The organism is Agromyces sp. CCNWLW203 (assembly GCF_036576125.1).
Taxonomy (GTDB): Bacteria; Actinomycetota; Actinomycetes; order Actinomycetales; family Microbacteriaceae; genus Agromyces.
Genome location: NZ_JAZHYX010000005.1, coordinates 99,290 through 117,907, shown reverse-complemented (window position 1 = coordinate 117,907; position 18,618 = coordinate 99,290). Strand labels below are relative to the sequence as shown.

Genomic DNA, 18,618 nt, shown 5'->3' with positions numbered 1-18,618 from the left:
ACGAGGACACTCATGATCGAGTTGACCGACATCGAGTACGAAGACGGCGAGCTGGTCGCTGCGACCGTGCTGCCCGGCGACCGCCAGGTGGCCGTGTTGTTCGCGGTCGACGACGAGCCCGTCGAACCTGCCGAGATGCGCGCCATCGCCGAGCGGGCGCTCAGCCGACCGACCGCCGACGACCTCGCACGCATCGACGGCGAGGTCGTGCGCGAGCTCACCGACTCGGCGTATGAGGGCACCGGTCACGAGGTCACGGCAGACGACTACGACCTTCTCGCCCGCGAACTCGAACTGCAAGGCGTGATCGTCTCGCCCGATGCCACAATCGTGCTCGTCTACGAGTCACCGACCCAGTACCCCGACATGGTCATCTACTGCCAGCTCGACGAACAGCTCGCGATCGACGACCTGAGCGTGGCGGAGGGCGACGAGTCCGACGCCGATGACGACGACGAGGTCGAGACCGTCGAGTTCGAGTCCGTCGACGACCTCCTCGACTCCCTCAGCGCCGAACCGCGACCCGACGCAGACTGAGCGCCGAGGAGTCGCCGGCTAGGCCGCGTCGGGCTCCTCGGACCGCTTCACCACAGGCCGCTCCTCGGGTTCGGCGTCGAGCCGTTCGCGCACCTCGGGATCGAGGTCGAGTTCGGCGGCGCCGAGCACCTCCTCGAGCTGTGCCACGCTCGACGGGCCGACCACCGGGATCACCGGCACCTCGCGGCCGAGCAGCCAGGCGAGCGCGACCTGGTTCGGCGTCGCCCCGATGTCGCGGGCGACCTCGTGCAGCAGTTGGATGCGCGCGACCGTCGTCGGGTGGTCCACCCCGCCCCAGAGCGGCTTGTCGGTTCGCGTCAGCGCCCCTTGGTGCAGCGGCGAGTACGCGGTGACCGCGAGCGGCGGGCGTCCGTCGACCCCGGTCGATGCCGCATAGCTGAGCAGCTCGGGCGTCACGAAGTTCTGCCGGCCGAGCTTCGGCTGCGGGTAGATGTAACTGTGCTGCTGCTGCACGAGGCCGTAGGGCGCGACGCCCTGGCGCAACGCCTCCTCGCGCGCCTCGACGACGCGCCAGACCGCGACGTTCGAGATGCCCGAGATGCCGACGAGCCCGTCCTCCTGCAGGGCGCCGAACGCCCCGACGGTCTCGGCGAGCGGCGTCTCGAGGTCGTCGACGTGGCCGTAGACGACGTCGAGGCGATCGACGCCGAGGTGCTTCGCGCTCTCACGCGCCTCCCGGCCGATGACGTCGCCGAGGCCCTGGAAGTTCGTCGGCTCGGTGTTCGAGAGCGGCAGCGCCGGGTCCTTCTTCGCGGCCCCGAGCTTCGTGGCGATGCGCAGCCGGCCCCGGCCGCCACGGCTCGCGAGCCAGCGGCCGATCACGTCTTCGCTGTCGCGGCCGTGGCCGTTGTCCCAGAAGCTGTAGTTGTTGGCGGTGTCGATGAACGTGCCGCCGGCCTCGACGAAGCGGTCGAGGATCGCGAACGAGGTGGCCTCGTCGATCTTCGTGCCCATCTGCATGGTGCCGAGGCAGATCGTCGAGACGTCGAAGCTCGTCGTGCCGTTGCCGATCGTGCGGTATCGCATGGTTCCTCCGTGAGTGGTGGGGTGACGGGATCGAGCGTACGAAGCATTCGGCTCGGGTCTACACTCCAATCAGCGGATGCTTCACCAGACCAATTTCATCGGCCGCCCGTCGGCGGAGAGCAGAGAGGGGCCGGATGACTCGCCGAGACCCCGTGCTCGCCTGGGAGACGCTGCTCGACCTGGGCGACGGTCCTGCGCCACTCCGCGACCGGCTCGAACGAGCGATCCGTGACGCCGTGCACTCGGGTCGGCTTCCGCCGAGTGCCGGCCTTCCCCCGAGCCGCACGCTCGCCGAGACGCTCGGCGTCTCGCGCTGGGTCGTGACGGAGACGTACGGTCAGCTCGTCGCCGAGGGGTTCCTCGAGGCGACGGTCGGCTCGGGTACGCGGGTACCACCCGGACGGACGCATCCGCTCGCCCCCTCGCGCGTGCAGGAGGTGCGCGAGTCGAACGACGCGCCCGATGCCGTGCCGCTCCGTGCGGAGTACCGACGACCCCGCCTCGATCTCGGCCCCGGCGTGCCCGACCTGCGTCACGTGCCAAGGGCGCGATGGGCCGGGGCGGTGCGGCGCGCCCTCGATGGCCTCCCCGACGCCGAGTTCACGGTGGTCGACCGGCTGGGGCATCCGCTCGCCCGCACGGCCGTGGCCGACTACCTCTCGCGGTCGCGCCGTGCGATCGCCGCCCCCGACGACATCGTGATCACGCACGGGGCGACCGACGGCATGGCCGGCGTCGTCGCTGGGCTGCGTGCGGCCGGCCACACGGCGCTCCTCGTCGAGGACCCGAGCTGGTCCCGGCTCCGCGAGATCGCGGCCGCGGCCGGACTCACCCCGGTGCCGGTGCCGGTCGACGCCTCGGGGGTCGACGTCGACGTGCTCGTGGATGCCGCCGGGCGCACCGGCGCACGCGCGGCGCTCATCACGCCGGCCCACCAGTTCCCGCTCGGCGCGGCCCTGTCGCCCGCCCGGCGGGAGGCGATCGTGCACTGGGCCCGTGAGGTCGACGGGCTCGTGATCGAAGACGACTACGACGCCGAGTTCCGCTACGACCGCCGACCGATCGCGGCGCTGCAGGGCCTCGCACCCGATCACGTCGTGCTCATCGGCTCCCTCTCGAAGTCGATGGCGCAGGCGTTCGGGCTCGGCTGGGCGGTCGTGCCGCGCGCGCTCCGGGAACGCGTGCCGCTCGCCGAACGTGCCCGTCCGTCGACCCTCGACCAGGTCGCCCTCGCGGAGTTCATCACGGCCGGCGACCTCGAACGGCACGTGCGTGCGGCGCGCGGCCGGTTCCGTCGACGTCGTGCGGCGCTCCTGACGGCGCTCGGACGAGAACTTCCCGGGCTCGAGGTCACGGGCATCGCCGCGGGCATGCACGCCGTGCTGGAGCTGCCGCCGGGCGTCGACGCCTCGGCGGTGCGGCGTGCCGCCGCCGACGTGGAGATCGCCGTGTCCGAGCTGACCGGGTACCGTGCGTCCGCCGCCACAGCCGGCATCGAGGCGCTCGTGCTCGGCTACGGCAACCTGTCGGACGCGCTCGTCGACGAGGCCGTCGCTCGGCTCGCCGGAGTCATCCGCTCGCTCGCCTGAGGACGGCGACCGGAACGCGATCAGTGGTCGTCGATCAATTCCCGAAGCCCGACCAGAAGCGGCCCCGCTCCTTGCCGCGCTCCGCGTCGTTCATCGCGTCGGCGGCCTCGCGATCGGCGCCGCGGGACTTCTCGGAATGCCGTCGGAGCGAGAAGGCCCACTGCGTCACGCCCCACAGCACGGCGATGACGACGATGCCGAGCCAGAAGGTCCAGTCCATGACTCCCCCTCTCCGATACCGTCACCCTACGAGGATCGGCTGGCACGGTCCGGATACTGCGGACGACCGGTCGGGGGAAACGGCAGTGCGCGCGTCCGCGGGAGCGCTAGGCGAGTCGGGCGACGGATGCCTCGACGCCCGCCCAGAACCGGTCGACGTCGAGCTCGACCGCGACCCAGGCGTTCGGCTCCCGTCCGAGCATGCCGTCGAGGTCGACGCTCGTGGCCCCGGCCGTCTCGATGCCGAGGAGTTCGACGTCGAGACGCGTGTGCCGCAGCACGACGCTGCCGGGGTCGGCGAGCACGGCAACCGCGACCGGGTCGTGCAGCGGCCCGTCGGGCATGCCGAACACCTCGTCGTTCGTGCGGCAGAAGAAGTCGAAGAGCTCGTCGCCGAAGGCGGCCGTCGAGTTGCCGATCGACGCGATCTTCTCCCGCACAGCAGGCGTGACGAGCGCCAGATGCGTGACGTTCAGGCCGACCATCGTGAACCGCACGCCGCTGCGCAGCACCACGTCGAGCGCCTCGGGGTCGACGAGGGCGTTGAACTCGGCGTACGGCGTCGCATTGCCGCGTTCGGTCGATCCGCCCATCCAGACGATCTCGCGGATGCGCGGAGCGAGTTCGGGACGGTCGCGCAGCAGCATCGCGACGTTCGTGATCGGCCCAGTCGCGACGATGGCGACCGGCTCGGCCGCTGCGATCAGCACGTCGGCGATGAGCTCGGTCGCCGTGCGCGGGTCGAGTGGCACGACCGGCTCGGGCAGCTCGGGTCCTCCGAGGCCGTTCTCGCCGTGGATCCACTCGGCGGTCTGCAACGGGCGCAGGAGCGGGCCGGCTGCCCCGGCTGCGACGGGCACGTCGCTCACACCGGCGACCGACAGCGCGATGCGGGCGTTCCTGGTGGTGAACTCGAGCGGCACGTTGCCGCCGACCGTCGTGACGGCGAGAAGGTCGAGCGACGGATGCCCCGCGGCCAGCCACAGCGCGAACACGTCGTCGTGGCCGGGGTCGCAGTCGATGATGACGGGGATGGTCATGCGGGGCTCGTTCTCTCGTGTCGGGTGGGCAGGTGGGCGCGACGGCTCAGCTGGCGGAGGCGCGATCGGCGACACCCGCCGCGGCGAGCACCTCGACCCTGGGCGCATAGGAGTCGACCGTGCCCCGCGCCTGCACGGCGAGCGCGCCGGCGGCGACCGCGAGGTCGAGCGCCTCGGGCAGCGGTCTCCCCTCGGCGAGGAACGCCGCGAGCGTGCCGGTGAACCCGTCGCCGGCACCCGTCGTGTCGACCGCCGTCACGCGCGGCGCCGGCGCGGCCCACGAGCCGCCCGCGTCGGCGGCGACGGCACCGGCCGCACCGAGCGTCACCACGACCGAGCGGGCGACGGCGCCGACAGCGGATGCCGCGAGCGCGCGCCACTCGTCGAGGTTCGTGCTGCCCGGGGCATCCGTGCCGATGCCGACCGCGCGCGCCTCGTGCTCGTTCAGCACGAGCGGGTCGGCGACGCCGAGGGCCTCTGCGGCGACCGGCGCCGGCGGGGCGAGGTTCAGCACGAACCGGGCTCCGAGCTCGTTCGAGACCAGCGCGAGGTGCTCGATCGTGGCGACGGCGAGCTCGCCCTGCGTGAGCACGACGGTCGCAGCGGCGATGCGCTCGCGCTCCGCGTCGATGAGCACGGGGGTGAGGGCGAGGTTCGCGCCGCTCGTGACGATGATCGTGTTCTCACCCGACTCAGCGACGGTGATCTGGGCGACGCCGGTCGAGGCATTCGGAATGCGACGGACCGCCGCGATCGACAGTCCCAGCCGCTCGAGCGTGTCGCACGCGAACGCGCCGCTCGCATCGTCGCCGAGGCACGCCACGAACTCGACGCGGGCCCCCGCGACGTGCGCCGCGACGGCCTGGTTCGCGCCCTTGCCGCCGAGGGCGACCTCGAAGCCGCGGGCGAGGATGGTCTCGCCCGGCGCCGGGAACGCGTCGACGTAGCTCGTCGAGTCGACGTTCAGCGAGCCGATGACGACGACCCGCCCCGCGGCCCGGTGGTCTTCGGCGTCACCGAGGCCGCTGCGGGAGCGGTCGGGTTCGGGCGGCATGCGATCAGACCGCCGGGCCGGGCCCATTGATCGGTCCGGTCAGCGGCTCGCCGCCCGCTCGGTTGGCGAAGCAGTAGTAGGTGCGCTGGCCCTCGGCCCACTGCTCCTCGGTCACGGGATAGCTGCCCGCGACCTGGAGGTCGGGAATGCCGGCGACGAGCGTCGGTTCGAAGACGCCCGCGGCGCGGCACAGCTTGGGCATCTCGGCCGCGAGCGCGGCCTCGCCCGGGAACGGCGCCGCCGCGTCGCCGGGCAGCGTGCCCCGGTAGACGAGCTGCGCGGCATGGGGCGCAGCACAGTCGACGACGGTGAACTCCTCGGCCCAGACCGATTCGAACGGGTCGACGCATTCGCCGCCGAAGAGGGTGTCCCACGCGTGCACTCCGGGCGGCTGCGCGGCTGTCGGCGCAGCGACAGGCGTCTCGGAGGCGCTCGCCGACGGGCTGCCGCTCGCCTGCTCCCCTCCCCCGCCAGTCAGCTGGGTGCCGAGGTAGTAGAGCCCGACGAGCACGAGCAGCACGACGAGGCCGCCGGCGACCCAGATGAGCGTTCGCGTCGGGCGCTTGCCGCCCTTCGGGGTACCACCCGAACCGCCGTTGCCGCCGCCCGCGCCGCCACGGTCACCACCGCCACCCGAGCCCGTGGCGCCGTTGCCGGAGCCGCCGGTGCGCTGCGGGCCGATGCCGCCGCCCACAGCGCCCTGGGGCGGCGTCGCGGGCAGGCCCGGCGCCGGCTGACCGCCGCTCGGGGCGGCGAACGGGTCGTTCGCCGCCGCAGCGATGCCGGCCGATCCGAAGAGCGCACCGATCGCATCGGTGTCGGATGCCGCGAACGGGTCGTGGTTCGCGGCCGCGGGCGTCGCGGAGCGCAGGTCGGTGCCGTCGGCGGCCGTGTCGGTGTGCGATGCGGGGTCGGCGTGGGGCTCTGGGTCGCTGGGGAAGGCCCATTCGGGCTCCGCCTCGGCGATCGGTTCGTCATGCCACGAGGGTTCTGCCTCATCGACGCCGAAGGGGTCCGCCGCGACGTCCGACGGGTCCGCGGCATCCGCACCGACGGCAGCGCCGTCGCCCAGGAAGGCGGTCGCGACGGAGGAAGGGCGGTCCTTGGGGTCTTCGGCGTTCGGATCCGGCGTCAGGTTCCAGAAGTACCCGGTGTCGGCCATCTCGCGCGCGATCGACGACTCGTCGGCGTCGCTGTCGTCATCGTCGTCGGATGCGTCGTCGAAGCGAGCGCCGCCGAAGAATCGGCCGCGGATGCCGGACGGCTCCCGCTCGTCGGCGGCATTCGCCCGAGGCTCGTCATCGTCATCGTCATCGTCGAAACCGAGGCCCAGCGCGTCGAGTCCCGACGAAACCGGTGGGGTCGGCGGAGTCGGCGGGGTCGTTCCGGCGCCGCCGAACGGCGTCGCCGGTTCGGGAACGCGCGCACGAGGCGCGCCGCCGCCGAGCGAGGCGAGAAGGTCGTCGACCGGCGCCGGTGGTTCCCGCGTCGGGTCGTCGTCGCCGCCGCCGGTCGCGGACGCGAAGGCCGGGAACGGCGTCGTGTTGAACGCGCTCGCCTCGCGGACGGGAGCGCCGACCGCGGCGTTCTCCTGCGCTGCGGCCATGCCGCGCACCTCGAGGAACGGGAAGCCGCTGCGCGTCTCGCGCCCGACGTCGGACGCGGGGCTGCTCGCATCCCCGGGGAGCTGCGGAGCGGCGGGTTGCACCTCGACAGGCGCAGGGGCCGCTGCGGACTGGATCGGGACGGCCCGCGTCTCGGTGAGTGCGGCGAACGGGTCGGTGGTGTCGGCGGCGAAGGCCGCGAAGCGGTCGCGTTCGGGGCGCGGCGTCGCCTGCTGCGGCGGCTCCGGTGCGATCGGTGCGGCAGGTGCCACGGGCGCGGCCGGGGTCACAGGCACCGCCGGCGCTGCAGGAGCGGCTTGGGCCGGTGCCGCCGGAGGCAGCGGAGACGCCGTCTGCATCGGTGCCTGCGTCGGCATCGGTGCCTGCTCGGGTTCGTTCAGGGCTGCCCAGAGCTCGTCGTCGTACGAGGACGGGGTCGCGGGTGCTGTGTTTCGGGTGCCCCATCCGGCCGGCGCCGTCGTCGGCGCCGTCGGGTGCACCGGGGGTGCGGATTCCGCCGGCTGCATCGGGGTGAACGACTGCCGTGCGACGGGCGGAGAGGCGAAGCCGGCGAAGGGCGCCTGCGCGGGGGCCACCGGCTCGGGGGGTGACACCGGTTCGGCCGGTGTCACCGGTGGGGTGGGCGCAGCGGCGCCGTGGCCGCGGGCATCCGCGTCTGCCGTCGACGAGGGTTCGGAGAGACTCCGGAAGGCCGCCCTGACGGCGTCTTCGGAGGCGAGTGCTTCATCTCCGCCCCAGGTGAGGGCGAACGGCGCCGTCGGCGTCACGGGTCCGGGCGGAGTCGGCGGCGCCGCTGGGGGGACCGGTGCCGGGGAGGCCTGCGGGATCGGGGCGGCGGGCGCCGCCGGCGGCCATGCGGGCGCGACCGGGGCGGCAGGCGGCCATGCCGCGGCGGGCGCCGCACCCGAGTGGGCCCGATCGGTCGGGGCCGGAGCAGCCGGAGGCGTGTACCCGGCCTGAGGCGTCGGCCCTGCCTGCGGCGCGGGCGCAGCCTGAGGTACGGACGGTGTGCCGACCGGCGGCTCGACCGAGGTCAGGTAGACGGGTGCGGCCGCGGGCGGCTGGTGCGGCAGTCCGACCGCGAACGGCGGGGTCCATGACGGCGAGGTGGGGGCCGTGCCGGCGGAGTCGGCGACCGGCGAGTGCTGCTGGGGCACTTCAGCGGCACGAGGAGCGGGCGATCCGACGACGGGAAGCGCGCTCGTCGCAGCATCCGCTCGGGGTGCCGAAGCCTCGGAGAACCAGTCGAGCACCTCTTCGCGGCGCGGCGCTGGAGTGCGCGGCGCCGCCGGTGCGGCGGGAGCGGCAGGCGCCGCCTGCTGCGGCGGCTGAGCGGGCGCGACAGGCGGAGACGGGATGTCGCGGCGCGGCGCATCGCCGCCCGCCAACTGGGCGAGCAGCCAATCGGCCCCGTCGCCTCCCAGACCCTGCCCGTCGCCGCTCATCAGGCCAGCCCCAGGTCTTCGAGCCCGATGGCGTACAGGTACGGCACGCCCTCGGCCTCGATGATCTCGCGGGCGCCGGTGGCGCGGTCGACGACGACGGCCACGGCCACGACCTCGGCGCCCACCTTGCGGAGCGCCTCGATCGCCTTGATCGGCGAACCGCCGGTGGTCGAGGTGTCTTCGAGCACGATCACGCGCTTGCCGGCGAGGTCGGGACCCTCGACCTGCTTGCCACGGCCGTGGTCCTTCGGCTCCTTGCGCACGACGAAAGCGTCGTACTCGAGGCCCTGGGCTGCGCCCTGGTGCAGCACGGCGGCCGCGATGGGGTCGGCGCCCATCGTCAGCCCGCCGACGGCGAACACGTCGGGCACGTCCTTGATGACGTCGATCATGACCTGGCCGATGAGGGGAGCCACCCGGTGGTCGAGGCTCACCTTGCGGAGGTCGACGTAGTACGTCGCCTTCTTGCCGCTCGTCAGGGTGAAGTCCCCGTGGAAGACGGCCTCGGCGGCGATGAAGTCGATCAACTGGGCGCGCACGGCGTCGATGGGCTGAGGGTCGCGGAGGGTCACCCGAATACTCTACGACCCGGTTGCCTGAGAGGAAGGGGCGGATCCCGTGTCGAGCGACGACGGCGACGCGGCATCCGCTCGCCGAACGCCCGTCTGCGATCGTCGGCGTCCGCCCCAGATGGAGCGCGGGGTGCCCGGCAGGAGGCGGGCCCAGAACGGCGGCGCCTGCTCCTCGACGAGCGCGGCGGGCACGTCGATGTGGAAGTCGGCGAGCTCCTCTGCCCCATGATGCGCGACCCGGTAGAGCGCGGTGCCGATGAGCACGCCGAGAGCGATCGACATGATCGAGGTGAGCGCCTCGGCGAAGTCCTCGTAGCCGCGGGTGGTGCCGATCGCCTCGGTGAGTCCGACGAGGCCGGCGGCGCCGGGCACGAGCAGCCAGAACGCCGGGAGGAAGGTGAGCTGCGACGGCGCACCGTGCCGCAGCGTGGCGATCCAGAGCACGACCGGCGTCATGACGAGCGCGCCGATGAAGCCGCTCACGGTCGGGCCGATCAGAATCCCACCCACCACCTGGCCGGTGTACGCGACGAACAGCACCAGCAGCACCCAGCCGAAGGTGCGCGGCGGGGCGGAGAAATGCAGGTAGTTGCCGATCGCGAAGAGCAGCACGCCGAACACCGCGACCCACCAGGGGAGCGCCTCGCCGACGTCGAGCGGCACGTACGACGAGCTGCCCACCCCGACGAGCGTTCCCGCCGCCAGGATGCCGAAGGCGAGCAGCGAGAGCTGCACGAGGCCGAACACGAGGCGGGAGGCGCCCGCGAGCATCTGGCCCGCCGCGAGCTCGACGACCGCGGTCGTCAGCACTCCTCCGGGCAGGAAGGTCGCGAGCGGGGCGATCAGCAACCGGATCGGGTCGCCGATCGCGAAGTGCGGGGCGATCAGGAACACGGCGGCGGCGCAGGCGAACGCCGCGAAGACCGGGAAGACGATCTGCAGCGTCGGCGAGCGCACGAGCTTCGCGACGCCGATGAACGCGCCGAGCACGAAGGCGACGAGCGCTCCCTCCCATGTGGGGGCGAGCAGCAGCGCGAGCCCCGTGGTCAGCACGGCGTGACCGAAGGTGCGCACGACCCAGCCGTGCGACGGCTTCATCGCGCCGATCTCGTTCAGTCGCGCGATGCCGTCGAGCGGCGTGATCTCGGCGCGCCCGGCGACATCGATCAGGCGGTAGAGCGCCGCGATCTGGTCGAAACGGAACGAGGCATTCACCGACGACCGGATCGCGACCCTGCCACTGTCGCCGCCGCCCGTCTCGATGAGAATCACGGTCGGCAGCACCACGATGTCGGTGTCGTCCCGGCCGTACGCGCCCGAGACCTTCAGGAGCGTGTCGCGGATCTTGTCGGTCGAGTCCGCGGCCGCGTTCATGCCCTCCGCGAGCCCGAGGAGGAACCTGCGGAGCAGCGCCTGGTCGGCCGCCTCCGCCATCAGACGATGACGAAGGAGAGCGCCACGCCCACGAGGATCGCGACGACGACGTAGACGAGGTTCGGCAACTGGAACGAGTGGTCGAAGACGAACTTGCCCATCTTGGTCGTGCCGGTCTGGTCGAACGCGACCGTGGCGACCTGGCTGCCGTTGGCGGGCAGCGTGTAGATGCCCATGGCCGCCGGCCAGAGGCCGACGAGCAGCGAGGCCGGCAGCCCGATCGTGATGCCGATCGGCACGATCGCGTTCGTGGCGCTCGACTGGCTGGTCGTGAGCATCGCGACGAGGAAGAGCGCGAGCGCGAAGAGCAGCGCACCGAGGAACGCCGACGACCCCGAGACGAGCGAGCCCAGGCCGTCGACGATGAGCGTGTTGTTCGCCGCGACGAAGGTGTTGGCGAGCCATGCGATGCCGAAGAGTGCGATCGCACCGACCATGCCGGCCGGGAACGTCGACTGCTTCGGGACATCCGCTGCCTTGACCTTGCAGATGACGAAGATGAGTGCCGCGATGACGCCCATGACGACCTCGATGATCACGGTGATGCTGACGCGCACCGGGTCGCCGTCGTCGTCGGTGCCGATGATCGGGCGGATGCCCTCGAAGAGGCCGAAGAGCACGATGACGCCGACGCCCGCGAGGAAGATCGACGCCGAGAGCACGGCGTTGCGCGGGAGCTTCGTGTCGGAGTCGACCACGACGGCCGGCTTCACGAGATGCTCGGCGACCCGGCGCTGGAACTCGGGGTCGTCCTCGAGCTCCGTGCCGTGCTTGACCATGACGAGGGCGGCGATCGCGAGACCCGCGATCGACGCGGGCCACATGATGAGCAGGAGCTTGCCGAGGTCGACGCCCTGCGGCGCGAGCAGCACGACCATCGACGCGGTGGCGGCGGAGACCGGGCTGCAGAGGATGCCGACCTGCGACGCGACGGCGGAGACCGACAGCGCGCGCTCGGGGCGGATCTTCTGCTGGTACGACACGTCGTAGATGACGGGCAGCAGCGGGTAGAAGATGTTGCCGGTGCCGGCGCCGACGGTGAAGAGGAACGACATCGCCGGCGCCAGGAAGACGACGGACTTCGGCCGCTTCTTGATGACCTTCGACGCGACCGACACCATCCAGTCGATGCCACCCGCCGCTTGCATGACGGATGCCGCGGTGATGACGGTGATGACGATGAACACGGCGTCGACCGGGGCGTTGCCCGGCGCCTCTCCGAAGACGAAGACGAGCACTGCGACGCCGACGAGGCCCCACACGCCGAGGCCGATCCCGCTCGTGCGGGTGCCCATGTAGATCGCGAGGATGACGACGATCAGCTCGGCGACGAGGATCCAGACGTTGTCGTTCACGACGAGGGACCCTTCACGATGGGGCCGGTACTCGCGAGCACCTGCGTCGGCAGGGGCGTCTCGACGATCTCGCCGTCGATCGCCTCGACCCGCAGCGCCAGCGGGTCTTCGACCGGACTGATCGCCGTGACGAACTCGGCACCCTCGAAGTGCAGCGACTGCAGGTTGCCGACCGCGTAGCCCGTGGCGAGCTCACCGCTCAGCAGTGAGGCGTGGAAGAGCGGCTGGCGCTGGTCTTCGGCGTCGTAGTGGGGGCAGAAGCTGCCGTGCAGGAAACCGAGGCCCTCGGGCAGCACCTGCAGGGTGGGGCCGTAACTGTCGGTCGTGCCACCCTCGAACCAGCAGATGCCGCCGGCCGAACCACCGGTGAACACCGTGTTCGACGTCGGGTCCTCCCACATCTCGCGCATGATCTCGTCGAGACCCTGGCGCTTCCAGACGTCGAGCATGTTCGCCGTGTTGCCGCCGCCGACGTGGATGACGTCGAAGCCCTTCACGAACCCCGCGAGGTCGTCGACCGCTCGGTGGAAGAGGGGCAGGTGATGCGGCGCGCAGCGGTCGGAGTCGTACGTCGTGTAGTAGCTCACGATGTACGCGGCGTCGTCGCCGGTCGCCGTGCCGACGAAGAGCACGCGCGGGCGCTCCTTGCCGGTGAGCTTCAGGATGTATTCGTGCGTCGGGTCGGCCCGCCGCTCCATCATCGCCTTGCCTGCGCCGGTCGCAACAACGTGCGCCATCGTTCCCCCAAACGTCGAGCCTTCGGGCACACGCTAGCGGCAGACGATCAGCCATGTCGAGGATCCACGCTGGTCGAGGAGCGACCGACGAAGGAGGACGCGTCTCGAGACCACGGATCGGGATCCCCCCAGCACATCCCGATACGCACGACGAAGGGCCGCCCCGCGGGGTGTCCCTCCCCCGCGCGGCGGCCCTGCAGTCGGGCCGCTCATCCAGTGGAGGTCGTCCCTCCCCCGCGCGGCGGCCCTGCAGTCGGGCCGCTCAGCAGCCCAGCAATCAGCCGTCGGCGACGAGGATTGCCCCTCGCCGGCGTGACGGCCCTGCACCCGGGGAACGGACCCCCGGGAATTCGCGAAACCTAGACGGTGCGCGCGAACGTCTCTCGCGGCTGACGGCGGTAGCCGTCGCGAGCGGTGACGACGATCGAGCCGATGATGCCGACAGCGGAGACGGCGGCGAGAATCACGAAGATCATGGTGTTCCTTTCGAAGTACGAGCGGGGGCTGATCGAGCGATCGATGCGCCATTGCACGTGTTCGACACCCCAATTCTCGCGCTCCAGACTCTTCAGCACAAGCTCACAGTTCTACAATGACCATGTAGTCTGGCTACATGGACGTTCGACGATTGGACCTGCTCCGCGAACTCGCCGAACGCGGCAGCGTGACGGCCGTCGCCGAGGCCACCGGCCGCACTCCGTCGGCGGTCTCGCAGCAGCTCAAGGTGCTCGAGCGCGAGGCCGGGATGCCCCTCACCGAGCGCAGCGGCCGCGGCGTCGTGCTGACGAGCGCCGGGCACGCCCTCGCCCGCAGCGCGGCAGATGTCGCGATCGCGCTCGAGCGCGCCACCGCCCTGTGGGACGAGTTCCGCAACCACCCGAGCGGCGAGGTCTCGCTCCTCACGTTCCCGACGGTCGGCGCGACGCTCCTGCCCGCCGTGCTCACCGACCTCGCGCAGGTGGCGGGGCTCGTCGTGCACGCGACCGACCTCGACCCCGAGCTCGCCGAGTTCGCCGACCTCACCTCCGACTTCGACATCGTGCTCGCCCACACGATGCCCGGCGTGCTGCCCTGGGGTGGCCGCGGCCTGAAGGCCGTGCCGCTCCTGACCGAGCCGCTCGACATCGGGCTGCCCGCCGACCACCGCCTCGCCGGGCGGGCGCACCTGACGCCCGCCGACCTCGTCGACGAGACGTGGCTCGGCGTGCCCCCGGGCTTCCCGTTCGAACGCATCCTGCACGCGATCGAACAGCAGGCGGGGCAGCGGGCGCACGTGAGCCAGCGCTTCAGCGACATGCGCATCATCGAGGCCTTCATCGAGGCGGGGCTCGGCATCGCGTTCGTGCCGCGGTTCACGAGCGGCGCCGTTCCCGATTCGATCGTGTTGAAGCCGCTGCGCGGCGTGGCATCCGCTCGGCAGATCGTGGCACTCGTGCGGCCGGATGTCGCGGAGCGCCTCGCCGTGCGCACGGTGCTCGACGTGCTCGTGGCGCGCGCCTCGCGGCTCGAGCAGGAGCACGCCGCCGCGTGAGCGGGCCGTGCGGAACACCCCCGCTCAGGACCACTCGTGTCGCACGGGACCACGTACATCGTGTGTCCGGTGCGACACGAGTGGTCCTGAGCGGCGAAGTAGACTCCACCTTCATGAGCGATGACGCGATCCTGTTCGAAGTCGAAGACGGGCTCGCCCGCCTCACCCTCAATCGGCCGAACCGGCTGAACGCCGTCGACCCCGACGCGATCGCGCGCTGGCAGGCACTCGCCCACGAAATCGCCGAGCGGGACGACATCGGCGCGGTGCTCTTCGACGCCAGCGGCCGTGCGTTCTGCGCCGGCGGCGACGTGCGGGCGATGTCGGAGCTCGCAGCGGCGGCCGAGTCGAACGGCTCCGAGTCCGCCGCCGCCACGATCACGGCGCTCGCCGACGCGATCCACGACGGCCACCGCACGCTGCGCGACAGCTCGAAGCCGATCGTCGCAGCCGTGCAGGGCCCGGTCGCAGGCGGCGGCCTCGGCTTCATGCTCGTCGCCGACGTCATCGTCGCCTCCGAGCACGCGACGTTCTCGAGCCGGTACGCGGATGTCGCGCTCACGCCCGACTGCGGCGTCAGCACCCTGCTGCCCGAGGCCGTCGGCACGCGCCGCGCCCTCGAGCTCACGTTGACCTCGCGCACCCTGTCGGCCGCCGAGGCGCTCGACTGGGGGCTCGTCGCCGAGGTCGTCGCACCCGACGCCCTCGAGGAACGGGCGCGCGAGATCGCGCAGTCGTGGATCGACGGCGCGACGGCGGCGTTCGGGCAGGCGAAGCGCCTCGTGCGCTCGGGCCTGACCCGCGACTTCCAGACGGCGCTCGACGACGAGGCGCGCACGATCGGCGCGGCCTTCGCGACGCCCGAGGCGAGCGCCCGCATCGCGGCGTTCGGTGCGCGTGCGGCCGCATCGAAGGAGGGGGCAGGTGGAGGATCCCGCTGACGAGTTCGCCGCGATCGCACGCGACATCGCCGCGCGCGCCCAGGCCGCCGGCCTTCGGGTCGCGACGGCCGAATCGTTGACGAGCGGAGCGATCGCCAACGCGCTCGGCGCTGCTCCCGACGCCTCGCAGTGGTTCACGGGCGGTGTCGTGGCCTACGCCGAGTCGGTCAAGCGCGACGTGCTCGGCGTCACGGCCGTCTCCATCACCTCACTGGAGTGCGCACGCGAGCTCGCGACCGGAGTCGCCCGCCTGTTCGACGCCGAGGCCGCCGTGTCGGTCACGGGTGTGGGCGGCCCCGAGCCCGAGGGCGATGAGCCCCCGGGAAGCGTGTACGCCGCGGTCGCGGTGCGCGGCGACATCCGTGATGCGCATTTCTCGTTCAGCGCCGACGACCCATCGGTCGTCGTGCACCAGACGGTGCGCGCCGCGCTCGAGCTGCTGCGCGACGCGCTCCCCGAGCTCGAGGCTCGGGGAGCGTGATCACCGCCGCGACATCCGCTGCGCCGTCGTCAGCCGCATGACCGTGCGTCGTACGGAGCGGCCGTCGAGTACGACACCGTGCTGCCGTCGACCTGCGCCGTGGCCGTGACCTCGACGGCGCCCGCGGGCAGTTCGGCCAGTCGCGTCGTGAAGGCGTGCACGGCGTTCTTGCCCGGCGCCACGGCCGCGAACGACTTCGTACCGTAGTCGGTCGAGAAGGTGAGGCCGAGCGGCAGCGATTCACCGTTCAGCGCCCGCACCGACAGCAGCGCCTTGCCGCCGATGCACCGGCTCGTGACGGTCGTCTCGACGTTCAGCTCCGGAGCCTCCGCGACGGTGACGACGCCGTGTCCGGAGACCGGGAGGCCGCCGACCGTGGCGCGGTAGTCGATGCGCAGCTCGCCCGGGCCCTCGAGCAGCACGGGGCTCGAGGCATCCGCCCACTCGCCGTCGTTCACCCGGTACTGGACGCCCGAGACCGCACCGGCGGTGCCGCTCGCGAGCACGGTCACCGTCGGTGCGGTGGCGTACGAGCCGTCGGGGCCGTCGGGCTCTGCGGGTGAGATCTCGGCCGTGATCGCCGCCTCGGGCTCGGCCGACGACGGGATCGACAGTTCGTAGAGGCTGAGGTACGGGCTGAGGCTCTTCGCGGTGACGGTGACGCGCACATGCCTCGCGGTGACCGCGTCGAACTCGACCGTGTCAGTGCGGGCGCCGGCGGCCATGCCGGTGCGGGTGGCCACCGGGGTCCACGCCTGGCCGTCGTTCGACACCTCGACCCGGTAGTCCTTCGCCGAGGCGCCCTCCCACTTCAGCACGATCTCATCGAACCGCTGCGCGGCACCCAGATCGACCGCGATCCACGGCTGAGCGCTGTAGTCGGCCGACCAGCGCGTCGCGTCGTTGCCGTCGATCGCGAGGCTCGCCGGGAACGAGGCGGCTTCGACGCCCGAGGCCGTCGCCGTCGCGCCCTTCGTGAGCGGCGCAGGGCTGAAGACCGACAGCCGCCAGGCGGCGATGCCGCCATCACCGGCACGGATGTCGCGGACGGCGACGTATCGCGCCGGCAGGCCGCCGAGGTCGACCGCGCCGGTCGCACCCGCGACGTCGGTTGCGGCGTGCTGCCAGAACCGACCGTCGTTCGAGACGTGCACGTCGTAGCTCTCGGGCGCGTCTCCTGCCCATTCGATCTCGACCCGCCCAGTCGGCGCCGATGCGCCGAGGTCGACGACGACGTCGGCGGTCGGCTCGAAGGTCGCCCAGCGGGTGAGCGAGCGTCCGTCGGTGAGCGCTGACGGCGAGGTGCCCTCGCTGCTCGAGGAGGCGGTCACCACGGCGCCGAGCGAGCGCTCGCCGGCAGCGGCCGTGCCGTTGCCCTGTTCGATCGTGGTGAGCCCGGGCGCAGCACCGATGCTGCGCTGCAGCGTCGTGAAGTCGCCGTAGCCGAGCGTCGGCGTCGTCGACTTCCACGTCTTCTGGGCGATCACCGGGAAGGAGCCCCGCATGAGACCGTGCACGTCGAGCTCGGTGTAGTCGGCGTGCACGAGGTCGTTCCAGACGGCGAACATCGCGCCCTTGGGGGTGCCGGCCGGCACGACCTCCGTGCTGCCCAGCTTGTTCGGCAGCCACGAGTTGTAGAGGGCCGAGTTGTTCAGCCCGTTGCCGTGGTAGTAGTTCGCGAACGGCACGACGTAGAGGTCGCCGTCGTTCGTGTTGATGAAGTCGTAGCCGTCGGCGAGAGCCGAGGCCATGCCGTACCAGCCGTTGTTCCACGCGTTGATCGTGACGTCGCGGTCGTAGCCGGCGGCCGAACCGTGCATCACGGTCATGCTGCCCCATGCGCGCGGGTGCTTGCCGAGGCCCCTGATGTGCTCGGCCATCGTGTTGAAGAAGGTGCGGTAGTCGTCTCTGCCCTCACGCGGGTACTCGTCGGTGCCCATGTGCACGTCGGGCCCTTCGAACCAGGGCGTGAACTCGTCGAAGACGGCCTTGATCGTCTCGGTCGACTCGGGCTTGGAGAGGTCGAGGTGGTCGGAGTCGCCGCCGTTGAACCCGATCTCGGGCTTCCAGCGGATGAACGAGCGCGAGTGCGCGGGCGCGTCGATCTCGGGGATGATCGTGACGGCGTGGGCCGCAGCGGCATCCTCGAAGCTCTGCCAGTCGGCCCGGTCGTAGGCGCCGTCTTCGGAAGCGAGCCCGGCGAAGGCCGGGTTGTCGGACTTCAGCCGGAACCCGTCGTACGCGTCGACCCAGCCGCCGGCCGGTCGCTGGATCTCGTTGTCGTTCAGGTGGATCTGGAACTCGTTGAGCTTGTACCAGCTCATCATCGTGATGTAGTCGCGAACGAACTCGGGCGTGAAGAAGCGGCGCCCCACGTCGAGCATGAAGCCGCGCACCTCGTGGTTCGGCCAGTCGATGCTCTGGCCGATCGGCAGTTCGGCGCGACCGGGCGACTGCAGCAGGGCCTGCAGCACGGTGCGGGTGCCGTAGAACGCGCCATCCGTGTTCGGGGCGGCGATCTCGACGCCGTCGGCGGTGATCGTCAGGCGGTACCCCTCGGTGCGGAAGAGCTCGCCGCCGGGCTCGTGCGTGAGCGCCTCGTCGTAGTCGAGCACGAGGTCGCCCGCGACCGGAGCGCCCTCGGCGACCTCGGCCACCTCGACGGTGATGCCGGTGGTCGCCTCGAGGTCCGCGGCGAATTGCGTCGCGACCTCCGAGAGTTCGGGGTCGGCGACGATGCGGCTCGAACCGTCGAGGGTGAAGGCCCCGGTGCCGCCCGTCCAGGTCTGCAGCTCGGGGATGATGCGCGGGGCCGGGTTGTCAGCAGCATGGGCCGCCACCGGCACGAGCGTCGAGACGATCACGCCCGCCCCCAGCAACAAGGCGACTGCGGCGCGGCCCCCGGTGTTCGAACGACCTCTGATGCTCATGTTCTCTCCTTCGAGAAGCCGGTGCTGGATTCGCTCGATTCGAGCTGACGTTGCCACGAACGTGCCGGGGGAACGAAAGCT

General features: G+C 71.7%; 15 protein-coding genes. 5 read left to right on the top strand and 10 right to left on the bottom strand.

All coding sequences use genetic code 11. The features are described 5' to 3' along the window. Positions 1–12 precede the first annotated feature (12 nt). Entirely contained in the window at positions 13–537 is a 525-nt protein-coding gene (locus VPH61_RS12720; protein WP_332063873.1) for a hypothetical protein, read from the top strand. 18 nt (positions 538–555) lie between these two features. Here the strand turns inward: VPH61_RS12720 and VPH61_RS12715 are convergent, their stop codons facing one another. After that, a complete protein-coding gene (locus tag VPH61_RS12715) occupies positions 556–1,584 on the bottom strand; it encodes an aldo/keto reductase (protein ID WP_332063872.1) in 1,029 nt (342 codons plus the stop codon). Positions 1,585–1,718: 134 nt separating this feature from the next. Between VPH61_RS12715 and pdxR the strand changes: the two genes are divergently transcribed. Beyond that, positions 1,719–3,173 (top strand): MocR-like pyridoxine biosynthesis transcription factor PdxR, encoded by a 1,455-nt coding sequence (pdxR, locus tag VPH61_RS12710; RefSeq protein ID WP_332063871.1) that lies wholly within the window; start codon positions 1,719–1,721, stop codon positions 3,171–3,173. A 34-nt stretch (positions 3,174–3,207) separates the two neighbouring features. On the opposite strand, the gene VPH61_RS12705 is transcribed toward pdxR, so the two are convergent. The 8 genes from VPH61_RS12705 to VPH61_RS12670 form a co-directional block, all read right to left on the bottom strand. After that, positions 3,208–3,393: a hypothetical protein gene (locus VPH61_RS12705; protein WP_332063870.1), complete on the bottom strand. Its 186-nt coding sequence runs from the start codon at positions 3,391–3,393 to the stop codon at positions 3,208–3,210. Positions 3,394–3,499: 106 nt separating this feature from the next. Beyond that, positions 3,500–4,432 carry a nucleoside hydrolase gene (locus VPH61_RS12700; RefSeq protein WP_332063869.1) on the bottom strand — a complete coding sequence of 311 codons (933 nt, stop codon included), beginning with the start codon at positions 4,430–4,432 and terminating at the stop codon, positions 3,500–3,502. Between the two features lie 46 nt (positions 4,433–4,478). Beyond that, positions 4,479–5,486, bottom strand: a complete 1,008-nt coding sequence (locus VPH61_RS12695) for a ribokinase (protein ID WP_332063868.1) — start codon at positions 5,484–5,486, stop codon at positions 4,479–4,481. Positions 5,487–5,490: 4 nt separating this feature from the next. Continuing rightward, complete coding sequence (locus tag VPH61_RS12690) at positions 5,491–8,556, bottom strand: hypothetical protein (RefSeq protein ID WP_332063867.1); 3,066 nt, start codon at positions 8,554–8,556, stop codon at positions 5,491–5,493. Further along, positions 8,556–9,128 carry an orotate phosphoribosyltransferase gene (gene pyrE / locus VPH61_RS12685; RefSeq protein WP_332063866.1) on the bottom strand — a complete coding sequence of 191 codons (573 nt, stop codon included), beginning with the start codon at positions 9,126–9,128 and terminating at the stop codon, positions 8,556–8,558. The genes VPH61_RS12690 and pyrE overlap by 1 nt, the downstream gene beginning before the upstream one ends. Positions 9,129–9,137: 9 nt before the next feature. Next, on the bottom strand, positions 9,138–10,562 hold the full coding sequence (locus tag VPH61_RS12680) for a threonine/serine ThrE exporter family protein (protein ID WP_332063865.1): 1,425 nt from the start codon (positions 10,560–10,562) through the stop codon (positions 9,138–9,140). After that, positions 10,562–11,917, bottom strand: a complete 1,356-nt coding sequence (locus tag VPH61_RS12675) for an anaerobic C4-dicarboxylate transporter family protein (protein WP_332063864.1) — start codon at positions 11,915–11,917, stop codon at positions 10,562–10,564. Before VPH61_RS12675 ends, VPH61_RS12680 begins: the two co-directional genes overlap by 1 nt. Further along, positions 11,914–12,654 carry a peptidase E gene (locus tag VPH61_RS12670; RefSeq protein WP_332063863.1) on the bottom strand — a complete coding sequence of 247 codons (741 nt, stop codon included), beginning with the start codon at positions 12,652–12,654 and terminating at the stop codon, positions 11,914–11,916. The genes VPH61_RS12675 and VPH61_RS12670 overlap by 4 nt, the downstream gene beginning before the upstream one ends. Before the next feature lie 613 nt (positions 12,655–13,267). On the opposite strand from VPH61_RS12670, the gene VPH61_RS12665 reads away from it, so the two are divergent. From VPH61_RS12665 to VPH61_RS12655, 3 genes are all read left to right on the top strand, one after another. Continuing rightward, complete coding sequence (locus VPH61_RS12665; protein ID WP_332063862.1) at positions 13,268–14,185, top strand: LysR family transcriptional regulator; 918 nt, start codon at positions 13,268–13,270, stop codon at positions 14,183–14,185. Between the two features lie 113 nt (positions 14,186–14,298). After that, entirely contained in the window at positions 14,299–15,126 is an 828-nt protein-coding gene (locus VPH61_RS12660) for an enoyl-CoA hydratase/isomerase family protein (RefSeq protein WP_332063861.1), read from the top strand. Next, the gene (locus tag VPH61_RS12655; RefSeq protein WP_332063860.1) at positions 15,110–15,607 is read left to right on the top strand and encodes a CinA family protein; all 498 of its coding nucleotides are present in this window, start codon (positions 15,110–15,112) and stop codon (positions 15,605–15,607) included. The genes VPH61_RS12660 and VPH61_RS12655 overlap by 17 nt, the downstream gene beginning before the upstream one ends. Before the next feature lie 29 nt (positions 15,608–15,636). Here VPH61_RS12655 and VPH61_RS12650 read toward each other — a convergent pair whose 3' ends face one another. Continuing rightward, a complete protein-coding gene (locus tag VPH61_RS12650) occupies positions 15,637–18,537 on the bottom strand; it encodes a discoidin domain-containing protein (RefSeq protein WP_332063859.1) in 2,901 nt (966 codons plus the stop codon). Positions 18,538–18,618 lie beyond the last annotated feature (81 nt).

Bases quoted from the DNA above. Each gene is read 5' to 3' on its own strand.
- VPH61_RS12665 (WP_332063862.1), top strand. From the start codon at position 13,268: ATGGACGTTCGACGATTGGACCTGCTCCGCGAACTCGCCGAACGCGGC.
- VPH61_RS12670 (WP_332063863.1), bottom strand. From the start codon at position 12,654: ATGGCGCACGTTGTTGCGACCGGCGCAGGCAAGGCGATGATGGAGCGG.
- pdxR (WP_332063871.1), top strand. From the start codon at position 1,719: ATGACTCGCCGAGACCCCGTGCTCGCCTGGGAGACGCTGCTCGACCTG.
- VPH61_RS12690 (WP_332063867.1), bottom strand. From the start codon at position 8,556: ATGAGCGGCGACGGGCAGGGTCTGGGAGGCGACGGGGCCGATTGGCTG.
- VPH61_RS12705 (WP_332063870.1), bottom strand. From the start codon at position 3,393: ATGGACTGGACCTTCTGGCTCGGCATCGTCGTCATCGCCGTGCTGTGG.
- VPH61_RS12660 (WP_332063861.1), top strand. From the start codon at position 14,299: ATGAGCGATGACGCGATCCTGTTCGAAGTCGAAGACGGGCTCGCCCGC.
- VPH61_RS12680 (WP_332063865.1), bottom strand. From the start codon at position 10,562: ATGGCGGAGGCGGCCGACCAGGCGCTGCTCCGCAGGTTCCTCCTCGGG.
- VPH61_RS12720 (WP_332063873.1), top strand. From the start codon at position 13: ATGATCGAGTTGACCGACATCGAGTACGAAGACGGCGAGCTGGTCGCT.
- VPH61_RS12715 (WP_332063872.1), bottom strand. From the start codon at position 1,584: ATGCGATACCGCACGATCGGCAACGGCACGACGAGCTTCGACGTCTCG.
- VPH61_RS12700 (WP_332063869.1), bottom strand. From the start codon at position 4,432: ATGACCATCCCCGTCATCATCGACTGCGACCCCGGCCACGACGACGTG.
- VPH61_RS12650 (WP_332063859.1), bottom strand. From the start codon at position 18,537: ATGAGCATCAGAGGTCGTTCGAACACCGGGGGCCGCGCCGCAGTCGCC.
- VPH61_RS12695 (WP_332063868.1), bottom strand. From the start codon at position 5,486: ATGCCGCCCGAACCCGACCGCTCCCGCAGCGGCCTCGGTGACGCCGAA.